At 64.8% G+C, this 24,454-nt stretch carries 25 protein-coding genes; 10 read left to right on the top strand and 15 right to left on the bottom strand.

The features are described 5' to 3' along the window. A complete protein-coding gene (gene pcp / locus BSY239_RS11635; RefSeq protein ID WP_069046993.1) occupies positions 1 to 642 on the top strand; it encodes a pyroglutamyl-peptidase I in 642 nt (213 codons plus the stop codon). 12 nt (positions 643 to 654) lie between these two features. Here the strand turns inward: pcp and BSY239_RS11630 are convergent, their stop codons facing one another. The 4 genes from BSY239_RS11630 to BSY239_RS11615 form a co-directional block, all read right to left on the bottom strand. Next, positions 655 to 981 (bottom strand): hypothetical protein, encoded by a 327-nt coding sequence (locus BSY239_RS11630; RefSeq protein ID WP_069048946.1) that lies wholly within the window; start codon positions 979 to 981, stop codon positions 655 to 657. Between the two features lie 126 nt (positions 982 to 1,107). Further along, positions 1,108 to 1,842: an exosortase-dependent surface protein XDP1 gene (xdp1, locus tag BSY239_RS11625; RefSeq protein ID WP_172823102.1), complete on the bottom strand. Its 735-nt coding sequence runs from the start codon at positions 1,840 to 1,842 to the stop codon at positions 1,108 to 1,110. 214 nt (positions 1,843 to 2,056) lie between these two features. Then, positions 2,057 to 2,536: a HugZ family pyridoxamine 5'-phosphate oxidase gene (locus BSY239_RS11620; protein WP_069046991.1), complete on the bottom strand. Its 480-nt coding sequence runs from the start codon at positions 2,534 to 2,536 to the stop codon at positions 2,057 to 2,059. A gap of 8 nt (positions 2,537 to 2,544) precedes the next feature. Beyond that, complete coding sequence (locus BSY239_RS11615; RefSeq protein ID WP_069046990.1) at positions 2,545 to 3,480, bottom strand: LysR family transcriptional regulator; 936 nt, start codon at positions 3,478 to 3,480, stop codon at positions 2,545 to 2,547. Positions 3,481 to 3,605: 125 nt separating this feature from the next. On the opposite strand from BSY239_RS11615, the gene BSY239_RS11610 reads away from it, so the two are divergent. Next, positions 3,606 to 4,010: a RidA family protein gene (locus BSY239_RS11610; protein WP_069046989.1), complete on the top strand. Its 405-nt coding sequence runs from the start codon at positions 3,606 to 3,608 to the stop codon at positions 4,008 to 4,010. Positions 4,011 to 4,033: 23 nt separating this feature from the next. On the opposite strand, the gene BSY239_RS11605 is transcribed toward BSY239_RS11610, so the two are convergent. The 3 genes from BSY239_RS11605 to BSY239_RS11595 all read right to left on the bottom strand — a co-directional run bounded on the left by BSY239_RS11605 (position 4,034) and on the right by BSY239_RS11595 (position 5,736). Beyond that, positions 4,034 to 4,744: a nucleotidyl transferase AbiEii/AbiGii toxin family protein gene (locus BSY239_RS11605; protein ID WP_069046988.1), complete on the bottom strand. Its 711-nt coding sequence runs from the start codon at positions 4,742 to 4,744 to the stop codon at positions 4,034 to 4,036. Continuing rightward, on the bottom strand, positions 4,737 to 5,243 hold the full coding sequence (locus BSY239_RS11600; protein ID WP_069046987.1) for a helix-turn-helix domain-containing protein: 507 nt from the start codon (positions 5,241 to 5,243) through the stop codon (positions 4,737 to 4,739). The genes BSY239_RS11605 and BSY239_RS11600 overlap by 8 nt, the downstream gene beginning before the upstream one ends. 85 nt (positions 5,244 to 5,328) lie before the next feature. Next, a complete protein-coding gene (locus BSY239_RS11595) occupies positions 5,329 to 5,736 on the bottom strand; it encodes a phage holin family protein (protein WP_069046986.1) in 408 nt (135 codons plus the stop codon). Between the two features lie 131 nt (positions 5,737 to 5,867). On the opposite strand from BSY239_RS11595, the gene BSY239_RS11590 reads away from it, so the two are divergent. The 3 genes from BSY239_RS11590 (at position 5,868) to BSY239_RS22075 (ending at position 10,357) form a co-directional block, all read left to right on the top strand. Further along, a complete protein-coding gene (locus tag BSY239_RS11590; protein ID WP_083239933.1) occupies positions 5,868 to 7,682 on the top strand; it encodes a DEAD/DEAH box helicase in 1,815 nt (604 codons plus the stop codon). Positions 7,683 to 7,712: 30 nt separating this feature from the next. Next, on the top strand, positions 7,713 to 8,318 hold the full coding sequence (locus tag BSY239_RS11585) for a cold shock domain-containing protein (RefSeq protein WP_069046984.1): 606 nt from the start codon (positions 7,713 to 7,715) through the stop codon (positions 8,316 to 8,318). Between the two features lie 278 nt (positions 8,319 to 8,596). Beyond that, on the top strand, positions 8,597 to 10,357 hold the full coding sequence (locus BSY239_RS22075; RefSeq protein WP_083239932.1) for an ATP-dependent nuclease: 1,761 nt from the start codon (positions 8,597 to 8,599) through the stop codon (positions 10,355 to 10,357). Positions 10,358 to 10,479: 122 nt separating this feature from the next. Here BSY239_RS22075 and BSY239_RS11580 read toward each other — a convergent pair whose 3' ends face one another. Continuing rightward, positions 10,480 to 12,321: a glutamine--tRNA ligase/YqeY domain fusion protein gene (locus BSY239_RS11580; RefSeq protein WP_069046983.1), complete on the bottom strand. Its 1,842-nt coding sequence runs from the start codon at positions 12,319 to 12,321 to the stop codon at positions 10,480 to 10,482. 146 nt (positions 12,322 to 12,467) lie between these two features. Between BSY239_RS11580 and BSY239_RS11575 the strand changes: the two genes are divergently transcribed. Continuing rightward, positions 12,468 to 13,700 carry a DUF2157 domain-containing protein gene (locus BSY239_RS11575; protein ID WP_236944055.1) on the top strand — a complete coding sequence of 411 codons (1,233 nt, stop codon included), beginning with the start codon at positions 12,468 to 12,470 and terminating at the stop codon, positions 13,698 to 13,700. 3 nt (positions 13,701 to 13,703) lie between these two features. Here the strand turns inward: BSY239_RS11575 and BSY239_RS11570 are convergent, their stop codons facing one another. After that, the gene (locus BSY239_RS11570; protein WP_069046982.1) at positions 13,704 to 15,617 is read right to left on the bottom strand and encodes a choice-of-anchor I family protein; all 1,914 of its coding nucleotides are present in this window, start codon (positions 15,615 to 15,617) and stop codon (positions 13,704 to 13,706) included. Positions 15,618 to 15,738: 121 nt separating this feature from the next. Continuing rightward, positions 15,739 to 16,365 carry a DUF924 family protein gene (locus tag BSY239_RS11565; RefSeq protein ID WP_069046981.1) on the bottom strand — a complete coding sequence of 209 codons (627 nt, stop codon included), beginning with the start codon at positions 16,363 to 16,365 and terminating at the stop codon, positions 15,739 to 15,741. Between the two features lie 129 nt (positions 16,366 to 16,494). Here BSY239_RS11565 and BSY239_RS11560 point away from each other — a divergent pair, with 129 nt between their 5' ends. Then, on the top strand, positions 16,495 to 16,956 hold the full coding sequence (locus BSY239_RS11560; RefSeq protein ID WP_083239931.1) for a hypothetical protein: 462 nt from the start codon (positions 16,495 to 16,497) through the stop codon (positions 16,954 to 16,956). A gap of 6 nt (positions 16,957 to 16,962) precedes the next feature. On the opposite strand, the gene yjjJ is transcribed toward BSY239_RS11560, so the two are convergent. The 5 genes from yjjJ to BSY239_RS11535 form a co-directional block, all read right to left on the bottom strand. Continuing rightward, positions 16,963 to 18,264, bottom strand: a complete 1,302-nt coding sequence (gene yjjJ, locus BSY239_RS11555) for a type II toxin-antitoxin system HipA family toxin YjjJ (protein ID WP_069046980.1) — start codon at positions 18,262 to 18,264, stop codon at positions 16,963 to 16,965. Positions 18,265 to 18,391: 127 nt separating this feature from the next. Beyond that, entirely contained in the window at positions 18,392 to 19,180 is a 789-nt protein-coding gene (locus BSY239_RS11550) for a LytR/AlgR family response regulator transcription factor (protein ID WP_069046979.1), read from the bottom strand. Further along, on the bottom strand, positions 19,177 to 20,211 hold the full coding sequence (locus BSY239_RS11545; protein WP_069046978.1) for a sensor histidine kinase: 1,035 nt from the start codon (positions 20,209 to 20,211) through the stop codon (positions 19,177 to 19,179). The genes BSY239_RS11550 and BSY239_RS11545 overlap by 4 nt, the downstream gene beginning before the upstream one ends. Positions 20,212 to 20,243: 32 nt before the next feature. Continuing rightward, on the bottom strand, positions 20,244 to 20,543 hold the full coding sequence (locus BSY239_RS11540; RefSeq protein WP_069046977.1) for a 2TM domain-containing protein: 300 nt from the start codon (positions 20,541 to 20,543) through the stop codon (positions 20,244 to 20,246). A gap of 31 nt (positions 20,544 to 20,574) precedes the next feature. Further along, positions 20,575 to 21,006, bottom strand: coding sequence for a DUF2306 domain-containing protein (locus BSY239_RS11535; RefSeq protein ID WP_069046976.1), 432 nt, complete (start codon positions 21,004 to 21,006; stop codon positions 20,575 to 20,577). A gap of 174 nt (positions 21,007 to 21,180) precedes the next feature. Here BSY239_RS11535 and BSY239_RS11530 point away from each other — a divergent pair, with 174 nt between their 5' ends. The 3 genes from BSY239_RS11530 to BSY239_RS11520 are packed head-to-tail and all read left to right on the top strand — an operon-like array spanning position 21,181 to position 24,448. After that, positions 21,181 to 22,488 (top strand): efflux RND transporter periplasmic adaptor subunit, encoded by a 1,308-nt coding sequence (locus tag BSY239_RS11530; RefSeq protein WP_069046975.1) that lies wholly within the window; start codon positions 21,181 to 21,183, stop codon positions 22,486 to 22,488. A gap of 20 nt (positions 22,489 to 22,508) precedes the next feature. Then, positions 22,509 to 23,219 carry an ABC transporter ATP-binding protein gene (locus BSY239_RS11525; protein ID WP_069046974.1) on the top strand — a complete coding sequence of 237 codons (711 nt, stop codon included), beginning with the start codon at positions 22,509 to 22,511 and terminating at the stop codon, positions 23,217 to 23,219. Beyond that, entirely contained in the window at positions 23,216 to 24,448 is a 1,233-nt protein-coding gene (locus tag BSY239_RS11520) for an ABC transporter permease (protein WP_069046973.1), read from the top strand. Before BSY239_RS11525 ends, BSY239_RS11520 begins: the two co-directional genes overlap by 4 nt. The last annotated feature ends 6 nt before the right edge of the window (positions 24,449 to 24,454 follow it).

Here is a 24,454-nt window from a genome sequence, read left to right as displayed (position 1 = left end):
ATGACACAGAAGATCCTGCTCACCGGTTTTGACGCCTTCGGCGGCGCGACGCTCAACCCCAGCTGGCTCGCTGTGCAAGCCTTGCACCGCCGCCAGATCCTCGGACACACCGTGGTGGCCGCGCAGCTGCCCACCGTGTTCGACGCCTCGTTGAAGGAACTGAACGTACTGCTGACACAACACCGGCCCGCGCTGGTGGTGTGTGTGGGCCAGGCCGGCAGGCGCAGCGCACTGTCGCTGGAGCGCGTGGCCATCAACGTGAACGACGCACCCATTGCCGACAACGCGGGCGGTCAGCCGGTGGACACGCCAGTGAAGCCAGGGGCCCCGGCGGCCTACTTCACCAGCCTGCCCATCAAGGCCATGCTGGCCGCGCTGCAGGCCGAAGGTGTGAGCGCCGAGGTGTCGCAAACCGCCGGCACCTTTGTCTGCAACCACGTGTTTTACGGACTCATGCACACGCTGGCCACGCGGCGCGAACTGAAACACACGCGAGGTGGTTTCATCCACGTGCCCTGGCTGCCGGAGCAGGGCGCACCCAACATGCCGCTGGAGGACATCGTGCGTGGCCTGCGGGTGGCGCTGCGCTGCGCACTGCAGGTGGAGAAAGACGCCACGCTGGGCGCCGGCGCCACCAACTGAGCCGCCGCAGCCTCAGGCCTGCCAGACCCCGAAGCCGGCCGAGCGCAGGTCGATGCCGACCTCGATCTCCTTGTCCACCGCGTCCGCGTACTTCATCGGGTTGAAGCCCTCGTACAGATCGGGCAACAGGCGCAGCCCGTACTTCATCACATACGCGTTCGACTGGATGCCGGCCTTGTGCTTGTCGAAGCGCACGTCCGGGTCCAGCCCGGTCATGCCCACATACACACAGGGCTTGCCGTCCACATAGCCCGGGTTGTTCTTGCGGAAGCGGGGCTCGAGCAGCACGTCTTGGGACAGCTCGATCACGTAGACGTGGTGGTGGGGGCGGCGGGCCATGGTGGGCGAGAGTTTGCCTTGCTTCACAGCGGGCGCCAAAACGGCACAAGGGGCGCCAACCTGTCGATTGGCGCCCCTTGTTCAAGGTGGGCTCACTGGCGCCGGCATGGCCGGCGAAGCGAAAACTCAGGCTGCGCGGCGGCGGCGGGCCAGACCCAGGCCACCGAGTGCCAGGGCGATCAGCGCCAGGCTGCCTGGCTCAGGCACGTCGGTGGGCGGGGTGCGTGGGGTGTAGTCGAACTTGAGCGCGGCGATCTTGAACAGGTCGTCGCGGTCGCTCGCCAGGGCGGAGGCGCCAAACAGCAGGCTGTTGACCAGGCCGCTGGTGATGCTCACAGAGCGGGCGTTGCTGCTGGCGCTGTCGTTGTCGTCCGTGCGGCTGCCGAAACCGAGCGCGGCCAGTTCGGCCAAGCTCTTTCCGGCAAGGCTCAGCACATTGGCGGTGGTGCCCGTCCAGTAGCTCACGTCGCGGTCGTGGGTGCCGTAGGGGTCGATGGTCACGCTCGTGGGGTCCACGGCTGCGCTGAACTGGAACAGCACGAAATCCAGGGAATCGTTGTTGCTGACCTGGTGTTCGGGAGAGCCGCAGTTGCTGCCGCCTTCGTCGCGGTTGCAAATGCCGAGTCCGGTGGAGTACTGGCCGAGCCTGGAGGTTTCAAAGATCGTGTTGGAGCCGCCGCCAGTGAGCGACCATGCGCTGGCCGTGACGGTGACGCCGCCCATGGTGAACGTGCGCACGTTGCCGTAACTGCCGCCTGTGTTCGTGCCGCCTGAACTCAGGTTCACGGTCACCGGGGCTGCGGTGGCTGAAAGGGCCGCCATCGCCAGCGCAGCTGCCATTGCGAAGTTTTTTGCTTTCAAGGTGTTTCCTTTGTTGTGTGAATCAAATGACTGCTTCGGGTATGTACAACCATGTTCTACATACAAGCAAATCAAAAGCATTAGTCATGCCAGAAAGATTCATTCACACAAGTTGTTGATATCCATCAACATGTTGAGCGTTCTGCCTGTTGAACTTGCAACCTCTGTAAAGTTGCTCGACATACGTTCGACGTATCCAACGTGGGCGGCAGGCTCAATCGTGCGGGTTCAATACCGCCCGCATGCGCTCACCCACCAGCGACGCGGCCCGCCCAAACCCCGCCACGGAGCGCAGCGATTCCGGCTCGATGACGAAGAGCGAAAAATCCCCGAACGAAAACAGCGGTTCTGCGTCGGGCAGTTTGGCCAGGTAGGCCTGGCGCGCCTGCCCGTACCCGGGCGACTCGGGCGGGCAAGGGTGCGCCTTGCCTTGCACGCTGGCCCGGGGCAAGGCCAGCGGTGATTCCGCAGCGGCCGCGGGCGCCATCACCAGCAGCGCCACGGCCGGGTTCTGGATCATGTCTTGCGTGTGGGTGGCCAGCCGGCTCACATGGATGACGAAACCCGAGCCATCAGGCAGCAGCGCGAACGGCACCATGGACACGGCCGGTGCGCCCTTGTGCAGTGTGGCCAGGGCGGCCACGGGCTGCGTGCGCAACAGGGCGGTCAGGGCGGCGGATTCGGTGGCGTCCATGGTGCTGTTCAAGAGTTGGGTTTCCCCGGCCGCGAAGCCAGCGGCGCATGCACCGCCATCAGCTCCACCACCCAGTCGATGAAGGCCCGCAGTTTCGCACTCACATGCCGGTTGGGAGGGAAGGCCACGTACATCGGCATCGGGTCGAACTGCCAGCCGTCGAACAGCGGCACCAGCTCGCCGCGCGCAGCATGTTCGTTCGCCATGTACTGCGGCAGCCAGAGCACGCCCAGGCCCGCCACGCCGGCGGCCAGGTAGGCGTTGCCGTCGTCCACCGCCACCACGTGGCGGCCTTGCACTTCCAGTTGTTCGCCATCGCGCTGCATGACGATGGGCGCCACCTTGCCGCTGCGTGAACGCATGAACCCCACGGTGCGGTGGTGCGTGTCATCGAGTTCGCCCGGGTGCTGTGGTGTGCCCGCGCGTTGCAGGTAGCTGGGCGCGGCGTACACGCCGAGCTGCAAATCGCCCACATGGCGCACCACCAGCGACGGGTCGGTCACTTCACCGCCGCGCAGCACGCAGTCCACGTTGTCGCCGATCAGGTCCACCACCCGGTCGCTCACGCCCATGTGCAGCTGGATCTCCGGGTAACGCTCGTGGAACGCAGGAAGCGCCGGCATGAGGATCAGCCGGGCCAGCGGACTGGGCACGTCCACCCGCAGCCGGCCTTTGGGGGCCGCCAGGGCGCTGGACAGGCTGGTGTCCGCGTCTTCCATGTCGGCCAGCAGGCGCACCACACGCTCGTAGTAAGCGGCGCCGTCGGCGGTGATCTTCACCTGCCGCGTGGTGCGGTTCAGCAGCTTCACGCGCAGCCGCGCTTCGAGCTGCTGCACCAGTTGCGTCACCGTGGTCTTGCTCATGTGCAGCGTCTGCGCCGCCTTGGTGAAGCTGCCGGCCTCCGCCACGCGGGCAAAGGCTTGCAGTGCGTCGAAACGGTCCATTGCGGCTCCTCGCGCCGGGTTGATTGTTTGGGAATCTCAAACAGTCATTGTGCGACTTGCCTGTTTATCCCCGGGCCGCCGGTGCCTAGAGTCCACCCATTCCCACCACTTTCAAGAGGTTTTCCATGTCTGCACGTGATGTTGTTTTTCCCGCCGGGCGCCAGGCGCTGTATGAAAAAAACCGCTACTCGCCCGCGATCCGGTCCAACGGTTTTCTGTTCGTCTCGGGCCAGGTGGGCAGCCGCCCCGATGGTTCACCCGAGCCAGATCTGCAAGCCCAGGTGCGGCTGGCGTTCGACAACCTGAACGCCATCCTCTCGGCCGCCGGCTGCACGTTCAAGGACGTGGTCGACGTGACCGTGTTCATCGTCGACCCCGAGCCCAGGTTTGAAACCATCTGGACCGAGCTCACCAGACACTGGGGCGACGCGCCGTACCCCACGCTCACCGGCGTGGGCGTGACCTGGCTCTACGGCTTTGAATTCGAGATCAAGGTGATTGCGAAACTGCCCGAGGCCGACGCCGCCTGATCTGAGAGGCCAGCGGGCCGGGTTCAGACCGGTTTGAGCAGCTTGCGCAGCGAGCGAATCTTCTGCCAGAGCACCGCCTTGGGCAGCGTCATGGCCATGGCCTTCATGCATCGCTCCAGCCAGCCTTGGCGCTCTTGCAGGCGGTCAATGGCCTTGGTGAGGTCCCGCGCCACCGCTGGGCCATAGGCCTTTTCGGCCTTGGCAAGAGCCCGGCGTTGCAGGGGCAAGGGCAGGCCCATCATGGCCAGGTCGATCACGTCCCGGCTGAACACGCTGTCGTCTGCCCAGCGGTCTGAATTGGCCAGCAGTTTGGACGCTGCCATGTCCAGCGGCGTGAGGGTGTGGACACCACACACCACATCGTCGTTGGCCGGCGTTTCCAGCTCCATACGTGCCTCGCGAACGATCTCGAACTTGATGGCCTCGCCGTCCATTTGCACCGTCGTGCGCAAGCCGTACTGATCGGCGCGCACTTCGCGCAGCATCGTCAGCGGCTGGGCACCTGGGCGCACCAAGGCGTTGAGCCCAGCCGGGCCGGTGAGCAACTGGCGCAGTTCCCGGTAGCCCGCAGCGTCGGACACCAGAAAGTCGATATCCACCGATTCGCGGTACTCGCCATAGCGCAGGGCGATGCAGGTGCAACCGCCAAACAGGCAACCGTGGTGGCGTAGCGCATCGCCGTCCAGCGCGGCCAGCACATGCGCGATGCGCTGGTGGTGTGGCCGCTCAAACATCAGACATGCCCACCGACGCGCCACCCCCCAGACCCGTTCGCAACGCCTGCAACAGCGCCTGCTCAGCGACCGACATGGCTGCGGTGTCCAGATGGCGCGCATTGCGTTCGTAGATGCCCAGTGCCTCCATGGGCGTGAGCGTGTCGGTGCCGTGCACCTGCCAGGCCAAGGCTTTCAACTGCGGGTAGTCCGCCAGGCGCACACGCACCGGTATCCACTCGTTGAGGTCGGCCGGGCTCGTTCCTGTGGCTTGGGCGTCCTCTGTGTTTCGGGCCAGCAGCGTCATGCCCAGCGCCGCCATCGCGTTGGCCCAGGCGCCGCCGGTCACCGACGGCTCGCCCTTCTCGATGCGGTGCAACGTCACCCGCGACATGCCCGCCGCCTCTGCCGCTGCGGTGCTGCTCACCCGCAAGGCTTTGCGGCGCGCACGAACCTGCTCGCCCAAGGCTTGCAGCTGGGCTGTACTTTGGTCTGAAGGGAGCGGTGCGTGGGCCGGCATTTGTTTCTCATTCTGATCAAAACGACCATTTTGTCAAGTATGAGAAACAATTTTCGCCTTCAGGTCTGCGTGGACCGGTACCGACTCACAACCACACCGACCCCGGTGCCGGGCTGGTCTCGATGGTGAACTCGGGCGAGCCGCCCAGCACGAAAGCGCCGAGCACCAGGCTGAGCAGCGAGATGAACAGGCTGGCCCAAAACGCGGTCCAGAACCCGTCGACCTTGAAGCCGTCCACCAGCCTGGCCACCAGCAACAGCATCAGCGCGTTGATCACCAGCAGGAACAGGCCAAAGCTCAGCAGCGTCAAGGGCAGCGTGAGCACCACCAGCAGCGGCCTCACGATCGCATTGGCCAGCCCCAGCAGCAGGGCCGAAACCACCAGCGCCGAGGTGCTGCCGAACCGGATGCCCTTGAACAAATGGCTCGCGACCCACAGGGCGAGGGCGGTGATGGCCCAGTGGAGGAGGAAGGGGGTGAGGTTGGCGAGCATGGGGGCGAAGTCTTGGGAGAGGTGGTGATCAGGCGTGCCTGTAGTTTAGGTTGCACGCATTGGCGGACTTTGGTTGCGTTCGATTCGATTGCGTGCATCATGCGGACAGGGACGCAATTACTTACAACTAGATGGCCACACTCATACCTGCACTGGGCGCTTGTCTTTCACGCATGACCAACGGCGAGAAACGCCTCGCCGAGCGGCTGGAGCAAAAGTTAGAGGACGACTACCTGCTTTGGTACGACGTGCCCGTTGGCCCCAAACAATCGCACCCCGACTTTGTGATCCTGCATCCGCGCCGCGGGCTGCTGATTCTGGAAACCAAAGACTGGAAGCTGGAGACCATCAAGAGCGCCACACGCCAGGCCTGGGAAATCATTCCCGACGGGCATGTGAAGGTGGTCATCAACCCGCTGGCACAGGCGCGGCATTGCGCCATTCAAGTCGTGAACGCGCTGGAGCGCGACGAACAGCTGGTGCAGCCCAGCGGCGCCCACCAGGGCAAGCTGGCTTTTCCGTGGGGCCATGGCGTGGTGTTCACCCGCATCACGCGCAAACAGTTCGTGACGGCTGGCCTGGGCGAAGCGATTGAGCCGCACCACGTCATCTGCTCCGACGAGATGACCGAGTCCACCGACCCGGAGGCGTTTCAGCAACGCCTGTGGAACATGTTTCCGCACGCGTTCGGCAACGTCATGTCGTTGCCGCAGCTTGACCGCGTGCGCTGGATCATGTTTCCCGAGGTGCGCGTGCAGGTGCAAGGCGCCCTGTTTGACGACAGCGACGAGGCCGCCGAAATGCCCAGTGTGATGCGGGTGATGGACATTCAGCAGGAGCAGCTGGCCCGCAGCCTGGGCGACGGGCACCGCGTGATTCACGGTGTGGCCGGCTCGGGCAAGACCATGCTGCTGGGCTACCGCGCCGAGCACCTGGCCAAGGCCCACACCGCCACCAGCAAACCCATCCTCATGCTTTGCTACAACATTCCCCTTTCGCTGCAACTGGCGCGGGTGATGGCTGCAAAAGGCATTGCCGACCGCGTGCAAGCGATCAACTTCCACAAGTGGTGTCGAGAACAGCTCAAAGCGTACGGTCAGCCGTTACCACCCAACGGACGCCCCGACTATTCCGCTGAGCTGGTGCAACGCGTCATCAACGGCGTGGACCGCCAGCAGATTCCCAGCGGGCAATACCAGGCCGTGCTCATTGACGAAGGCCACGACTTCGCGCCCGAGTGGCTCAGGCTCATCACGCAGATGGTGGACCCGGCCACCAACAGCCTGCTGGTGCTGTACGACGACGCGCAGAGCATTTACGAGCGCAGCCGCAGCAAGCAGTTCAGCTTCAGGAGCGTGGGCATTCAAGCGCAGGGGCGCACCACCATCCTCAAGATCAACTACCGCAACACGCGGCAGATTTTGCAAACCGCCAGCCTCGTGGCCGCCGATCTGTTGACCGCCGAAGACAAGGACGAAGACGGCATCCCCATGCTCAAACCCGTGAGCTGCGGGCGCGACGGCGAAGCGCCGCTGATCATCCGCCTGCCCAGCCTGCGGGCCGAAGCCACGCGCGTGGCCGAGCTGCTGGGTGCCGCCCACCAGGAAGGCCACGCCTGGGGCGACATGGCCATCATCTGCCGGCACTACAGCGAGATGGACGAATGCGCCGGCGTGCTGCGCCAGCGCGGCCTGCCGCACCAGGTGCGCAAAGGCGCGGGCAGCTTCGACCCCGCCGCCGACACCATCAAGGTGCTGACCATGCACGCCAGCAAAGGGCTGGAGTTCCCGGTGGTGGCACTGGTGGGCGCGGGCAACATGCCCGCGAAAGGCGAAGACGAGCGCGAAGAAGCCAAGCTGTTTTATGTGGGCGCTACGCGGGCCACGCACCGGTTGGTGATTGGTTTGAGCGGCGGCGGACGGTTTGCAGACCGCTTTGCCGCCTGAGATTGATTCACGCTGCCATCAGCACCCCACATGGAAACCCAATTCAACGGCACGCTCAAGAAGTGGAACGCCGAGCGAGGCTTTGGCTTTGTGGTGGCCGAGCATGGCGACCAGGAACTGTTTGTGCACGTGTCCGCCTTCCCTCGCGATGGCCGAACACCCGCAATCGGCGAGCGGCTGACGTTTGAGATGGAGCAGGACAAGGAAGGTCGCAAACGGGCTGTGCGGGTGCGCCGACCGGGCGCCGCTGGCTCGTTGCTGTCACGCCATGCCGGTGAGCAAGCCAGACACCAGAACCGCCGTGAACACCATCGCAACGAGGGAAGCTCGTTCGGCGCACGCTTCGTGGTGTTGCTGCTGGTCGCCGGGCTTGGTTGGTACGGCTACGCGCAGTACGCCGAGCGGGCGGAAAGGCCGCAAACCGCACCACAAAGCGTGATGAGCCCGGCGACAACGAGCGCGCCCGAGTTCAAGGCACCCGCGTTTCAGTGCGACGGCCGCAAACACTGCGGGCAGATGACGTCTTGCAGCGAGGCCAAGCTGTTTCTGAAGAACTGCCCGGGCATGGAAATGGACGGGGATGGCGACGGGATTCCGTGCGAGCAGCAGTGGTGTACGGGGCTGTTCGGTGGGTGAGAGGGATTGGAATCTGACCCCGAATATCTGTGACCCCGAATATCTGACCCCGAATATCAGAGGAATTGGAATCTGACCCCGAATATCTGACCCCGAATATCGACCCCGAATATCGGGTTGGGTGGGGATGGGGTGTTTGGAACACGGATTGCTGACAAAGCTTTTGGCTTCTGGTTATTTGATTGACAAATGAACTTCGGGAAATTTAGTGGAAAAAGAGAAAAGTTATAGACAGCTCTGGCTGAAGTATTGAAATAAATAGAAACGGGGAAATTCATATGTACATCACGCGCGTGAAGGTGGTTAATTTTCGTTCTTTGGCAGATGTCGAGGTACTGCTGGATGATTACACTGCTCTTGTTGGTCTAAATGACTCTGGGAAGAGTAATCTGCTCAGAGCATTGAATTTGTTCTTCAATGGGCAGACGGATCTCGGGCATCAACTAAGTTTTGCCAATGATTTTAGCCAGCAGGCAAAAGTCATCGGAAAGAAGGCGAAGCAAATAGAAATTGAGATAGAGTTCTCGCCTCCGAAGAACTATTCTGATAGTGGTCCAGTAATTTGGAAAAAGAACTTCCGCGCAGATTCTTTAGCTCCGCACTTTGATCAGGTCTACAAGAAAGATGGTACAAAATTTTCGAAAGGGTCAAGGGTTGAGTATTGGGTGCGCCATATTGCATTTGAATATGTTCCTGCGATTCGTGGAAAGCATTTTTTTGATATTTTGAAGCGACGACTGTACACAACTTTGGCGGCGACGGTTGCTCCGAAGTTAACAGGTGCATCCAGTTCTTTTCTTTCTGATCTAAGAAAAGAAGTTAAGAAAATTGAGTCGGAATCTCAGCGGTTACTCAAATTGAAAACGGAGTTTTCTTTGCCAAGGGATTTGGGGGAATTATTTGAGGTGCTGGATTTCGATGCCGCCGATAGCCATGCTAGAACTGCGTTGCAATATCGAGGAGATGGTGTTCAAGGACGGCACGTTCCACTTATCTTAAAATTTTTGGCTGACCAAAGAAAGGTTAACTCTTCGAAAGGAAAGCCACCATCTGAAACGGTATGGGGATTTGAAGAGCCTGAGAACAATCTGGAATTGGCTAAGCAAATTGAGGTTGCGGAGGAGTTTAAGGATTACACGGCCTCAGTCCAGATATTGGTCAGTACCCATTCACCCGCATTTTATGGGATGGCTAAAGCATTTGGCTCTATCTCAATCGCGGTTCGCGATGTTGGGAAAACTAGCTTTGTTGAAAGCGTCTCTCCTGAGGACATTGATACGCACCTTGGTCTCATGCCATTTGTCGAGCCGTATCTTGCACGAGCTGTGAATGAGCGAAATGAGCTAATTCAAGCGATTAAGGACTTAAAGGCAAGCGTGCTGGTACGGGATAAACCAGCCCTCTATGTCGAAGGGAGTAGCGATAAAAAGATAATTGAGGCGGCGCTCAAGTCGCTTGGATTGCCTGCTACGTTTGAAATCGTAGCCAAAGAAGGGTTAAATGGAGGTGCGAACTGGGTGGCTGGATGCTGTGTTGCTAGGGCGGCAATGACAGACTTGCAAGCGAAAACTGCAGCAGTATTGGATGATGATGATGCTGGTGTCGAAGGTGTATCAAATATTCAAACGCGATGTGAAGCTATTGGGAGGCAGGGGCGCGTAAAGTGCTTTGTTGTGGGAAGATCTAACGGAAATGATGAAGTGCGAAAGGTAAAGACATCTGGAATAAAAATTCCTTTCGGAATCGAGGAGGTTTGCGGCCGAGAGGCTTGGGAGCACGCAGAGCTTAAAGGTTGGCTTGAGGAGCGGGGGCAAGAACTGATCGAGAAGAACTTTTCACTATTAACCAAAGAAAAAACTTTATCAAAAGTAATCGATGAACTAGTGGATGATGTTCAAGTCCGGAGGCTAATTGAGTATAAAATGATCCCCGAAAGAAAGGGGCAATTTGCAAAATATGCTGCAGATTCATTGGGCAATGGTGGAGAAATGCCGTTGTCACTTGAGGCGCTTGCGCGTGAGATCCATCGTTACTTTTAATTGCATTTGACGGTGTTGCGTTGTCGCACTGAGTGTCATTGAGTGCATTTACAGTCAAAAAAAATGCCGGCCCTCCATAGGGAGTGCCGGCATTTTTGTATTCTGTTCTAGGCAGTACGGCTTTACTTCCCCCAGCTGTCCTTCAACCCCGTAACCCGATTAAAAACCGGCTTCCCCGCCGCATGATCCACTCGATCCGCTACAAAGTACCCAAACCGCTCAAACTGGAATTTCTCATCCGGTTTCGCCGCAGCCAATGACGGTTCCACATAGGCCGTCACCACCTTCAAGCTGTTCGGGTTCAGCGCTTCAATGAAGTCTTTGCCGCCGGCGTCGGGCTGGGGGTCGCTGAACAGGCGGTCGTACAGGCGCACTTCGGCGGGAACGCCGTCGGCCACGCTCACCCAGGTGATGGCGGCTTTGGCTTTCACGCTGTCGGCGCCGGGGGTGCCGCTCTTGGTGCCGGGGATCACCTTGGCGTGCACGGCGGTCACGGTGCCGCTGGCGTCTTTTTCGCAGCCGGTGCACTCGATCACGTAGCCGCCCTTCAGCCGCACCACGTTCCCAGGAAACAGGCGCTTGTAGCCCTTGGGCGGCACTTCTTCAAAGTCTTCGCGTTCGATCCACACCTCTTTGCCGATCTTGAACACGCGCTCGGGCGGCGGGGTCTGGCCTTCTGCAATGGCGCTGTGGGGCAGGGCGGGCTGGGTGCAGTCTTCCGTGTAGCCGTCAGACCCAAAGGCCTCGGCCCAGTTGGTGAGCACCAGCTTGACGGGGTCGAGCACGGCCATGCCGCGGTGGGCCTTGTTTTCCAGGTCTTCGCGCAGGCAGCCTTCGAGCGTGCTGTAGTCGATCCAGCTGTCGCTCTTGGTCACGCCGATGCGTTCGGCAAACATCTGGATGCTCTCGGGCGTGTAGCCGCGTCGGCGCAGGCCGACGATGGTTGGCATGCGCGGGTCGTCCCAGCCGCTGACCTTGTGGTCGTACACCAGCTGCGCGAGCTTGCGTTTGCTGGTGATCACGTAGGTGAGGTTGAGCCGGGCAAATTCGTACTGGTGCGGCGCGGGGTGCGCGAGCAGGCCGCCTTCGCACAGGCGGTCCATCAGCCAGTCGTAAAACGGGCGCTGGTCTTCAAACTCCAGCGTGCAGATGCTGTGTGTGATCTGCTCCAGTGCGTCCTCAATGGGGTGCGCAAAGGTGTACATGGGGTAGATGCACCAGGTGTCGCCGGTGTTGTGGTGCGTGGCGCGGCGAATGCGGTAAATGGCGGGGTCGCGCAGGTTGATGTTGGGCGAGGCCATGTCGATCTTGGCGCGCAGCACCATGCTGCCGTCTTCGTGCTGGCCGTCGCGCATTTCGCGAAAGCGCGCCAGGTTCTCGGCGGGCGTGCGGCTTCTGAACGGGCTGTCGGTGCCGGGCTTGCCAAAGTCGCCGCGCGCGGCGCGCATCTGTTCGGCGGTTTGCTCGTCCACATACGCGTGGCCGGCTTCAATGAGGTACTCGGCCGCGCGGTACATGAAGCCAAAGTAATCGCTGGCCTGAAACAGGTGGCTCTGGCCGTTGGCTTCCCAGTTGAAGCCCAGCCACTTCACCGCATCCAGGATGCTGTTGACGTACTCCGTGTCTTCCTTCTCGGGGTTGGTGTCGTCAAAGCGCATGTGGCACACGCCGCCGTAGTCGCGCGCCAGGCCAAAGTTGAGGCAGATGCTTTTGGCGTGGCCCACGTGCAGATAGCCGTTGGGCTCGGGCGGGAAGCGGGTGCGGATCCTGGCGGGGTCCAGCGGGCCGGCGGCGTGGTGCGCGGCGTCGCCCGGGGTGCCGGCCCAGTGGCGCTGGGCGTAGGTGCCGGCGGCCAGGTCGTGTTCGATGATCTGGCGCAGGAAGTTGCTGACCTTGTGTTCGCCCTCTGCGGGGGCGTTTGCGGTGGTGCTGGATGGCTTGCTGGGGGGGGTGTTGGAGCTCATCAAGGCATTCTAGGGGCGCGGTGCGTTTCCCCTCGGTGCCAGCGGTCTGTGGCGCGGGCTGAATGGTCGTGGCGCACCGCTTCAATTCGGGGGCTTTCCGTTATGGTTGCTGCGGAGTCGAGGAAACCCCCCGGGGCACACACAAGATGCAAAACGAACACCCTGAAACCATCCCCAACGAAGAGCCCACGCAGTGGGAAATCACGCAGGCCGAAGACGTGTTTTTGCCCTCGGTGCGCGTGCGCCTGGGCTGGGCCGACATTGAAGCGGCCGTGGAGCGCGGCGCCATCGTGCCGAGCGAGGCACACGCCTTGTGGGCCTCGTGGGCATCACCGGGCAGCGACCAGCGCGTGAGCGCTGACGAACTGGCGCCCTCGGGCGCGCAGCCGGTGCCCTCGGGCGTGCCCATGTCACCCATGCCGCGCATGGCAGCGGGCCCGGCCTTCTCGTTCACCAACACGCTCTATTACTTTGGCGGCATGCTGGCCATTGGCGCCATGACGCTGTTCATGACGCTGGGCTGGGAACTGTTCGGCGCCTGGGGTGTGTTTGCCTTGGCCATGGGCTACATGGCGGGTGCGCTGCTGGTGGCGCGCAACCTCATGGTGCAGCGCCTGCGCACACCGGCCGGTGTGCTGGCCACGCTGGCCGTGTGCCTGGTGCCGCTGGCGGTGTGGGCGCTGCAGAGTGGTCTGGGCCTGTGGCCCGAAGGCCCGAACGACAGCTACCGGGACTACCACCGCTTCATCGACTGGCGCTGGCTCACGCTGGAGCTGGCCACGCTGGCGGCGGCGGTGGTCATGCTGTGGCGCTTCCGTTTGCCGTTCATGGTGATGCCGGTGGCCGTGACGCTCTGGTACCTCAACATGGACGTGGCGCACATGCTCATGCAAAAAGACGGCTTCGACTGGGAATTCACGCGCGACGTGTCGCTGGTGTTTGGTCTCGCCACCTGCGCCATCGCCGTGTGGGTCGACCTGCGCGTGCGAGCCGCCACGCACCCGCTGAACCGGCAAGACTTCGCCTTCTGGCTCTACTTGTTCGGCGCCATCATGTTCTGGTGTGGGCTGAGCCTGCGAGACAGCGACTCGGAACTCAACAAGTTCCTCTACGCGCTGATCAACGTGGGCCTGGTGTTCCTGGGCGCGGCCATCGGCCGGCGCGTGTTCACCGTGCTCGGTGCCATCGGCGTGGCGGTGTACCTGGGCTACCTGTCGCACCGCGTGTTTGAAGACAGCCTGCTGTTCCCGTTTGCGCTCACGCTGCTGGGGCTGGGCGTGGTGGCGCTGGGCATCTGGTGGCAGCGGCGCGAGGCCGCCATCCATGCGCGTCTGGCCGGCTGGCTGCCAGCGGCGCTGAGGCCGCTGGCGTCCGGCTGACGATCAGTACGTCAGGTTCAACTGCAGCACCGCGGTGGTGCCGCTCACTTCGTTGCCCACCACCAGCAGCGGTTTGCCGTTGGGTGACTGCGCGGCGGGGATGAACACCAGGCCTTCAGGACCCAGGTCTCCTGCGGTGGCCAGGTTGCCGGCGAGGGCGAGGTCTTCCGGCTTGCTCACCCACTCGTCGCGGGTGTTCAGGTAATCCACACGCTTCGGCGCCACGGGGTTGGTGATGTCGTACACCAGCACGCCGCCCATGCGCTCCAGCCCGATGAAGGCAAAGGTCTTGTTGCCGATCTTGCCCAGTGCCAGGCCTTCGGGCTCGGGGCCCTTGGCGTCGCTGCGGCTGTCCAGCCCGTTGCCGTCGGTGTGGCCGGAATTGAAGTAGGTGGCGCAAGGAATGCTGCGGTTGGAGCCGAGCTTGCAGTCGGCGCTGGCGAGGAATTTTTCGATCTCCGCGCCGGAGTCCCACACCAGGGTGCCGTTGGCGTCCCAGATGCTGAACGAGCGTGCGCCGTAGCTGTAGAGGTTGTCGTACATGAGGCGGTTGCCGTTGACATCGTCTCGCACCCCGGCAGCGGTGTACATGATGGGGTTGCCCGTCACGCTGTCCACTTGGTAGCCCATGGCCCAGCTGATGTTGAGACGGCCCAGCGCGTTGTCGGCGCGGCAGCCGAGCGGGTCGCCGTTGATGGCGCCGCAGTAGCCGAAGGTGGCGGGGTTGAGCAGGCCGCCGGCGGCCAGTGCCTTGAGTTGCGGCGGCAGGTCGTCGTATTCGCGGCCCGACCATCCGCTCTTGTTGATCAAGTGCTTCACGCGGAACTCTTCTACAAACCCCTTGCTGGCATCACCCGGGGTCGCAGTGGCCTTGTCACCCCAGTACAGGTCGTTGGTTTCGCCCCAGGCGCGCGCATCGCCTTCGTTGGCGGTCACCAGGTAGGTCTGGCCAGCCACAGCGTACGACGCCATGCTGTCGGGCAGGTACATGCCGCGCACGCCAGCCCAGTTGCGGATGTTGATCACCTTTTCGTCGTCGGCCACGTCCAGCTCATTGCCCACTGCGCCATGGTCCTTGTAGCCCAGCGGCAGCACGTTGGTCACGGTGGCCGTGGCGATGTTCACCTTGGCCAGCGCGTTGTTCTCTTGCAGCGTCACCCAGGCGGTGCTGCCGTCGGCCGAAATGGCGATGTACTCGGGCTCCAGGTCTTGCGCCACGCTGGCGCCCGGGCCGTAGATGCGCACGCCGGCCGTGCGCAGGGCTGCGGCCTGGCCGTTGAAGGCGGTGAAGCCGGCGGTGCGCACCACGGGCGTGGCGAGGTTGCGCACGTCGATGACGCTGATGCTGCCTTCGGGGTCGGTCTGGTAGTCGTCGCTGGGTTCGCCTTCGTTGGCCACCAGCACGCTGGTGCCGTCGGGCGTGAAGGTGATCATGTCGGGCTGCGCGCCGATGGTCACCGAGCTGATGAGGCTGAGGTCTGACGCGCGGTAAAGCGCCATGCGGCCCGGGTCGGTTTTCACGGGCGCCTGGATGGCCACGGCCACGGTGCCGTTGAACACGGCCACGCTGTTGATCTCGGCGCCTGCGAGCACGGCGGTGGCGTCGAGCGTGCCGATCTTCACCGGGTTGGCCGGGTTGGCGAGGTTGAGCACGTCCACCGCACCCAGCTGGGCATTCACCACAAAGAGGCGCTTGCTGGCGGCGTCAAACGCGGGGATTTCGGCCGCGCTCACCTCGTACTGGCCGGTGCTGAAACCACCAATCTTCTCCAGCGTGAGGCCCGCAGGCGTGGCTTCCACCACGGGGGTGGTGGGGGTGGGCGAGTCGCTGCCGCCACCGCAGGCGGCGAGCGCGGCGGTCATGACGAGGGAGGTTGCAAACAGGCGGACGCGCGGCTGCGGAGGCAGGAGTCTCATGGTGGTCTTGTGGTTGGGGTTGAAACCACAGGTTGTAGGCAAGCCCCATGAAACCCCGGTGACGACCGTGTGACGGTGGTGTGAATCCTTCACCGCTGGCGACCCGCGCAGGGCCGCCCGGCTACTGACCGAAGCGTGGACCGTCTTTCAGAAACGCATCTTCTTCGGGCGTGCCCTCGCGCCCGAGCACGGCGTTGCGGTACGGAAAGCGCCCGTATTGCGCCACGATGTCGCGGTGCACCACGGCAAAGCGCAGGTTGCTGTTGAGCTTGTCGCGCAGCGCCTCGGGGCTGCTGTCCACCAGCGTCTGGAAACGCGCCACGCATTCCTCTTGCAGCGCCAGGTTCTCGGCGTGCATGAGCGGCATGTAGAGGAACACGCGGCCGGCCGGTGTGAGCATGGTGTCCATGCCTTCGGCAATGGAAAGGCGGGTCAGGCGCTGCGCCCGGGCGTCGCCGTCAAACGCGCGGCGCTGGCCGCGGTGCACGTTGCGCGAGAGCTGGTCGAGCAGCACGATGAGCGCCAGCCGCGAGCGGGGCTCGGTTTCCCAGTCGGTGAGGCCACCGTTCAGTGCTTCGTCCACCAGCGGGCCGAAACGCTGTCGGATGGCCTCGTCCTGCGCGGGGCCGCCGCCAAACCACAGCGCGTTGAGGTCTTGCGAGGGCCAGTCCCGCTGCAGGCCGTCGCCGAACCAGAAATCGAGCACATCCTGGGCAGCGGGAGGTGGGGTGGGGGTGAGGTGGGTCATGGGGTTACGTCTGGCTACGACTTTGACGGGGCATGCGGTACACCGAAGCAGGCGTTTCCGTGTAATGCACGCACAGGGTAACCAAAACAAGACCCTGGCACCCGCCCCACGCGAACTCAGGAGCCCCACATGAAAACCGCCTCACTCAAAGCCCACTGGGCCCGCACCTCGGCCCTGGCCCGTGGCCTCACGCTGGCCGCCCTGGCCGCCGGCGCCTGGGCCGTGTCCACCGCCGCCACGCAAGCGCACGCGCGTGACAACATTTCCTGGTCCATCGGCATCGGCTCGCCCGGTGTGGCCGTGGGTGTGTCCAACTACCCGCCTGTGTACGGGCACGCCTACCCCGTGTACGAAGAGCGCTACCCCATCTACGAAGAGCGCCGCCCGGTCTACCAGCGCCCCATCATCGTGCAGCCGCGCCCGGTGGTGGTCTACCCGCAGCCGGTCTATGTGCAACCGCGCCCCTACTACCGCGCCGGCTGGGGCCACGGCCCGCGCTGGGATGACCGCCGCCATGGCCACGGTCACCGCAAACACGGCCACCGCGGTGGACGGGGTTGGGACGACGACGGCCGTCGCGGCCACCGCTGATGCCGCTTACAACCGGGACACGGTGTCCCGGTTGGTTTGAGCGATGTTGCGAAACCCCTTCGAGACGCGTGCGTCTCGCGCCACCTGGTCCCAGAAATGCAAGGCCAATGCCACAGCCTCTGGCCAAACCGCCAGGGTGTCGGCGTTGGGGTGCAGCGCACGGGCCGCAAAATCGCGCTCCACCAGTTCACCGTTCACCGGGGCATAGAGCATGGGCAACATGTCGTAGGTGGGCGAAAGGTGCCAACGGCCTTGGTCCAGCAGCAAGGAGATGTTGCCGTAGTGGCGGTCGGTGTTGCCGATCAGTGCGCCAAATGCATCGAGCAGGCGCAACCGGTGTGCATCTTCCAGTGTCATCAATTGCCGCGCCGCCATGCGCTGGGCGGTGGCGGCCCAGTGGTCCATCTGCCCCACGAACTGCGCGTCATACGCCAGCAGCGAGACCATGCCGATGCGGCCGTGACCCGTGCGGTCGAACCGCTGCGCTTCCAGAAAGACCCGGTTGGCCGCCATCACGATTCGGGTCCGGGCGGCTGGCAGGTTGTTCTGCCCCAACGTGTGCAGCGCCAGGTGTTCGCACACCAGCAGATCGCGCCAGCGTTGGTCGACGGGTGCCGCGCCCGCCGGCGAAAACTTCACGATCATGGGCTGGCCGTTCAGCGTGGTGCAGAACTTGGGCTGTTCACCGCCCGCCGACGAGCCTGGCAGCGTGCCCTGCATGGCACGTTCGGCAAGCAGGGGGTAGTCCCGCTCGGGAACGTTGGTGGTCGAGAGCCGCTGGGGCAATGTATGAAAGCGCTCAAAGGCCGACTGACCCACGATGAGGTTGCCAGGCAGATCGTCCCCGGCCTGCACCAGCGCCCGGAGCACATCGTCTTCGCTCCAATGACGCAGGTCGTTGGGCAAGCGCAGTTCGGGATGGGCCTGCGCAAAGGTGCGGCCCATGAACCCCTGCGGTCGCATGTCTTGTAGAAACCACGGCAGACCGGCGTGCAGTTCGCTCGCACCATCAACCTCGTCGACCCAGAAGCGTCCGCCCGGCAGCGCCACCATGCGTCCAAAGGCCGAGGCTTTGCCCTGCGCATCCACGCGCATCAGCGGAATCTCCCTGCCCACGCCGTCGATGTGTCGCGCCAGCAGGTATTGCTGTGATCGTGCTGCACCCACCTTGATCACGCGACCATCGCGCAGCAAGGGCGCCAGAGCCCGTGAAACGGTGGGTTGGCTCACGCCCATCCGCGCCTTCAGATCGGCGCTGGTGGCCACACCGCCGAGCAGTCGAAGGGTGTCCAGCAAAGCTTCGCTCATTGGAATGTTGAATAGATACTTGAATAGATATGTGAATGTATCCGTATATGGATAAATCTGGGGATTATCCCGGTCTGAATGAATAGATACTCCCGCTCAAACGGCGGGTCAGGCCAGGGGGCTGCCCTCACATCGCCCGAAACCGGTCCGCGTAGAGCCGGCTCACGGCGAAGGTTTCGGGTCGGGCGCGCAGGCGCAGGCCCAGGCGGCCGGCTTCGTTGCGGTTGACGCTCTCGATGGCGTCGGCGCGCACCACGGTGCCCCGGTGGATCTGCCAGAACACGGTGGCGTCCAGCTGGGGCATCAGTTCTTTCAGCGGGGTGCGGATCAGCACCTCGCCTTGTGCGAGCAGCACGCGCACGTATTTGTCGGACGCCTCGAACGCCAGCACCTCCCCCAGGTGCACCATGCGGATGCTGTTGCCCACGCTGGCCGGAATCACCTGCAGGCGCGTTGCGGTCGATGGCGTTTGGGCCATGAGGCAGCGCAGTTGCTCCAGCGTGGCGTCCAGTGGGCCGGTGGCGGGCCGGCGTTGTGCCAGCAAGGCCTGCACGCGCTGCACGGTCAGGCGCAGGCGCTCGGGTTGCACGGGTTTGAGCAGGTAGTCCACCGCCTGCGCCTCGAAGGCCTGCACGGCGTAGGCGTCAAACGCGGTCACGAACACGAGCGCGGGGAAGGCCTGGTCGTCGGGCCACTCTTCGGCCAGTTCGGCAGCGGCTTCCAGCCCGGTGCGCCCGGGCATGCGGATGTCGAGCAACAGCACGTCGGGCCGCAGCGCCAGCGCTTGCGCCACGGCGGCTTCGCCGTCGCCCACCACCTTCACCACCGTCAGCTCGGGCCAGGCGATCGCCAGTTCGGCCTGCAGCGCCTGGGCCAGCAAGGGTTCGTCTTCGGCGATGAGGGCGGTGGCGTTCATGGGGTGTGCAGGGGCAGGGTGAGCAGGGCGCGGGTGCCGGCGCCGGGGGCGCTGTGCCAGTGCAGCCGGGCCTGGCCGGGGTAGGCGGTGGTCAGGCGTTCGCGCACCTGGCTCAGGCCGAAGCCGGCCGCGGGCTCGGCCTCGCAACCCACACCGGTGTCGCTCACCTCCAGCTCCAGACCGCCTTCACCCCGACGCGCCACCACGCGGATTTCGCCGCCGTCCACGCTGGGCTCCAGCCCGTGGCGGATGCAGTTTTCCACCAGCGGCTGCAGCAGCAGCGGCGGTACGCTCTGGTGGCTCAGCGCCTCAGGGAGTTCGAGCGCGTAGCGCAGGCGTGGACCCATGCGCAGGGCCATGAGTTCGAGGTAGTCGCGCAGGCGGGCGAATTCGTCGGCCAGGGTGTGGCGCCCGGCGGTGGCGTCTGCGCGCGAGGCCCGGAGCGTGGCGCGCAGGAAATCGTTGAGCCGGTCCAGCATGGCCACGGCGCGCACGGGGTCGGTGCCGATGAGGGCGCGCAGGTTGGCCAGGGTGTTGAACAGCATGTGCGGCTCCAGCTGAGATTCGAGCAGCCGCAGGCGCGCTTCGGTGGCCTGGCGCTGGGCTTCTTCGCTGGCCAGTCGGGCGCGCGCCAGCATTTCGCGGCTGGTGAAGTAGTACGCACCAAAGGCACCGGCCGAGAGCGACATCAACACGAAGCCCAGGGTGGCGCGGGGGAAGTTCTTCAGGCCCAGCAGCAGTTCCCGGCCCAGCATGAAGTTGGCGCTGGCGCTGCCCAGGGGATAGGCCACCAGCACCGCGCCCACCACCAGCGCGGCCATGGCGGGCGCGCCGGGCCAGCCGCTGGCGTGCAGCACGTAGCGCCCTCCGTCGATCAGGCCCCAGATCAGCATGCCGATGCACTGGGAATACACCATGTTCTCCGCAAAGGTGTCACCCATGACCACGGTGATGGCCAGCGCAATGACCGTGTTGAACACCACGGCGGCAAAGGCCCGGCGGGCGATGGTGGCGAGGTTGAGCGGCGGCATGGGCGCAGTATCCCGCAAGGCCGGGGCGTGGCTCACAGGCCCTGGCGCTCCCGCATCAGGCGCTCGCGTTCCTGCGCCACCAGCCGCGCCTGCAGCCCCCCGCCGCCGAGCGCCAGCCACACGCCCACGCCGTGCATGAGCAGGCCCAGGCCCCAGCCGAGCGCGGGGTAGATGGCCCAGTGGCGCCCGCTGGCCAGCGAGATGCCCATCAGGGCGGTGTTGACGGCCAGGAAGACCAGGGCGTGGGCATACCAGCCCATGCGGGCGCCGGCGCGTCGGCGGGCGAGGCGGTCCAGGTCGGGTTCGGTGGCGGTGTGCTGGTGCAGCTTCATGGTGGACCTTCGGGGATGGAAAAGCGGTGGGTCAGACTAGGCCGAGCCATTGGCCCCAGACCAGCTGGCCGAGGACGCGCCCGGGGGCGAGCGTGAACGCACCCGCGATCAGGCAGCCGCTGATGTACAGCGACAGCATGGTGATGCGGTGGCCCTTCACGTTGCCGCGCAGCAGTTGCCGAAAGGCGAGGAACAACGCGCCCAGCACGATGGGGATCAGCAGGTGGATGGCCGAGAAGCCGGCGATGTTGGGCAGGGTGGGGTCGCTGATGAAGATGGCCGAGAACGCCGTGATGAGCATCAGCGTGACCCAGGCGTAGCCCGCGGCGCGGTGCAGCCGGGGGCGTTGGCTGCGGGATTGGTGGCTGGCGTGGCCGCGGCGCGCCCACAGGGCCAGGGGGCCGATGGCCACTGCGGCCAGGGCCGCGGTCATGTGGATGGCGATGAGGGGAGTGAGTTGCATGGCGCTCTCCGGTGGGGGGGGTGAGCGCACTGTGCCCAGCGGCCCGGCGCGGGCCCAGCGGCTTGCGACGGATCGGCGCAGCCGCGGCGCGAAACGCCCGCAGCACGGCGCGAAACGCAGCGGGCAGATCCCCCACGGCCCGTTTGCTGCGCTCGCCATTCCTACAATCTCCCCATGAAAAGATCGCAGTGGATGACAGGTGTGGTGGTGCTGGCCCTGGTGGCGGCTGGCGCCTGGTGGTGGAGCCAGCGCAGCGCGCAGGCGGCCGTGCAATACCGCACCGCGCCCATCGAGCGGGGCGGCATGCAGGTCAGTGTGTCGGCCAGCGGCACGGTGAACCCGGTCACGCAGGTGTCGGTGGGCACGCAGGTGTCGGGCCAGGTGCGCGCGGTGTATGTGGACTTCAATACCGAGGTGAAGGCCGGCCAGTTGATCGCCGAGATCGACCCCCAGACCTTCGAGTACCGCGTGAGCTCCGCGCAGGCCGACGTGAACGCGGCGCGCGCGGCGGTGGCGATTGCGGTGGCCAATGCGGCGTCGAGCCGGGCCAATGTGTCGCGCGTGCAATCCGACCTGGCCGAAGCGCAGCGCACGCACGAGCGCAACCTGAGCCTGGTCGCGCAGGGTTTCATTGCGCAGAGCGAGGCCGATCGCACGCGCGCCGTGCTGATCTCGGCACAAGAGTCGCTGCGTGCGGTGCAGGCGCTGGTGGGCGTGAGCGAGGCGCAGATCCACAGCGCGCAGGCGAATGTGGCGCAGCGCGAGGCCGCGCTGGCGCAAGCCCGCATCGACCTCTCGCGCACGCGCATCACCTCGCCGGTCAACGGCATCGTGATCAAGCGCACGGTGGAAAAGGGCCAGACGGTGGCCGCCAGCCTGCAGGCGCCCGAGCTGTTCGTGATCGCACAAAACCTCTCCGACATGCAGGTGGACGCCAGCATCGACGAGGCCGACGTGGGCCGCATCCGGCCGGGGCTGAAAGCGCGCTTCACCGTGGATGCGTTCCCGGGCCAGACCTTCGAGGGCGAAGTGCGCCAGGTGCGCAAGGCCGCCACCAACGTGTCCAACGTGGTGACCTACGTGGCGGTGGTGCGGTTCGCCAACGAGTCGGGCCGTTTGCTGCCGGGCATGACGGCCAATGTGCGCGTGGTGACCGAATCGCGCGCGAACGTGCTGAAGGTGCCGAACGCGGCGCTGCGCGTGCGGGTGCCGGGCCTGGAGCCGACCACAGCAGCCGCTGGCCCCACCGATGCCCCTGCGGTGGCTCCGGGCCGAGCCGGTCGCATCCATCTGCTGAACGATCAAGGCCAGCCCGTGGCCTACCCGGTGCGCCTGGGCGTGAGCGACGGCACGGCCACCGAACTGCTGGTGCCGCCCGACTCGTCCGAGGCGGGCGTGCTGGTCGAAGGCGCGCAAGTGATCACGGGTGTCACCGCGCCCGCCAGCAGCCGGCGCACCAGCGGCCCGCGAATGTCGTTCTGAACGTCGCGCAGCTCACCACCATGGCCCTCATCGAAGCCCGCTCCCTCACCAAGACCTACCGCATGGGTGGCCACGCGGTGCATGCGCTGGCGGGCGTGTCGCTCGACATCGAGGCCGGTGAGTTCGTGGCCATCATGGGCCCGTCCGGTTCGGGCAAGTCCACGCTGATGAACATCCTGGGTTGCCTGGACCTGCCCGATGGCGGCGAGTACCGCCTGGCTGGCGAAGCGGTGCAGCACATGAGCGCCGACGCGCTGGCCGCTGTGCGCAACCGGCGCATCGGTTTTGTGTTCCAGCAGTTCAACCTGCTGCCGCGCACCAGCGCGCTGGAGAACGTGGAGCTGCCCATGGTGTACGCCGGTGTGCCCACGGCCGAGCGGCAGCGGCGCGCCCGCGAAGCGCTGGAACGCGTGGGCCTGGGGGACCGCACCGGCCACACGCCGGCCGAGCTCTCGGGTGGCCAGCAGCAGCGTGTGGCGATTGCGCGTGCGCTGGTCAACCAGCCCCAGCTGATCCTGGCCGACGAGCCCACCGGCGCGCTCGACACCCACACCAGCGAAGACGTGATGGGCCTGCTGGCCGGACTCAACGCCCAGGGCATCACGGTGGTGCTGGTCACGCACGAACACGAGATCGCCGACTGGGCGCGACGCCGCCTGGTGTTTCGCGACGGCCAACTGCACGAGGACGCAGCCCAGGCCGGCCGCGCGGCGCCGGTGGTGGCGGCATGAACGCACTGGCGGCCATGCGCAGCGCCTGGCGGGCCTTGCTGGCCAACCCCTTGCGCAGCCTGCTCACCATGCTGGGCATCATCATCGGTGTGGCATCGGTCATCACCATGATCGCGATCGGGCAGGGCGCCACCGAGCGTGTGCAGGAACACATGAAAGTGCTGGGTGCCAACGTGATGCTGGTGCTGCCCGGCACGGCGAACACCGGCGGCGTGCGCCAGGGCGCGCAGACCAGCCAGGCCCTCACCGAAGCCGATGCGCTGGCGATCGCGCTGGAGGTGCCCGAGGTGCAGGTGGCCGCGCCGAGTTCGCGTGCCACCGTGCAGGCGGTGTTTGGCGGCACCAACTGGAGCACGCCGGTGTTCGGCACCACCAACGACTACCTCGAGGCGCGCGACTGGCCGCTGGCTTCGGGCCGCCTGTTCGAGGCCGGCGAGGTGCAGGGCGCGGCCAAGGTGGTGCTGATCGGGCAGACCGTGGCGCGAGAACTGTTCGGCGACCAGGACCCGGTGGACCAGGTGATCCGCCTGCGCAACGTGCCGATGACCGTGATCGGCGTGCTGGAGCGCAAGGGCCAGAACTCCTGGGGCTCGGACCAGGACGACGTGGCCATCGTGCCCATCAGCACGTTTCGCAACCGCGTGCAGGGCGACGCCGCGGGGCGGCTCAAACGCGTGGGCAGCATCTCGGTGAAGGTGCGCGACGGTCACGACATGAAAGCCGCGGAGGACAACATCCGCGAGCTGCTGCGCCAGCGCATGCGGGTGCAGGTCGAGGGCGACGAGCCGTTCCGCATCCGCAACCTCACCGAGATGTTGCAGGCGCAGGAGGCTTCGAGCCAGGTCATGACGCTGCTGCTCTCGGCGGTGGCCGGCGTGAGCCTGATCGTGGGCGGCATCGGCATCATGAACATCATGCTGGTCAGTGTGACCGAGCGCACGCGCGAGATCGGCCTGCGCATGGCGGTGGGTGCGCGCGGGCGCGACATCCTCTCGCAGTTCCTGATCGAGGCCGTGACGCTCAGCCTCATGGGAGGCGCCATCGGTGTGCTGCTGGGCGCCCTGGCCACCTGGGCCACAGCGCAGTTCGCGGGCTGGCAGGTGAGCATGACGCTCAACTCCATCGTGCTGGCGGCGGGCTTTTCGGCGCTGGTGGGCGTGTTCTTCGGCTTCTACCCGGCGCGTCGGGCGTCCCGGCTGCTGCCGATCCAGGCACTGCGGCACGAGTGACCGCGA

Origin of the sequence: Hydrogenophaga sp. RAC07 (assembly GCF_001713375.1) — a bacterium.
Classification (GTDB): domain Bacteria; phylum Pseudomonadota; class Gammaproteobacteria; order Burkholderiales; family Burkholderiaceae_C; genus Hydrogenophaga.
This window is presented reverse-complemented; position numbering and strand designations above follow the sequence as displayed.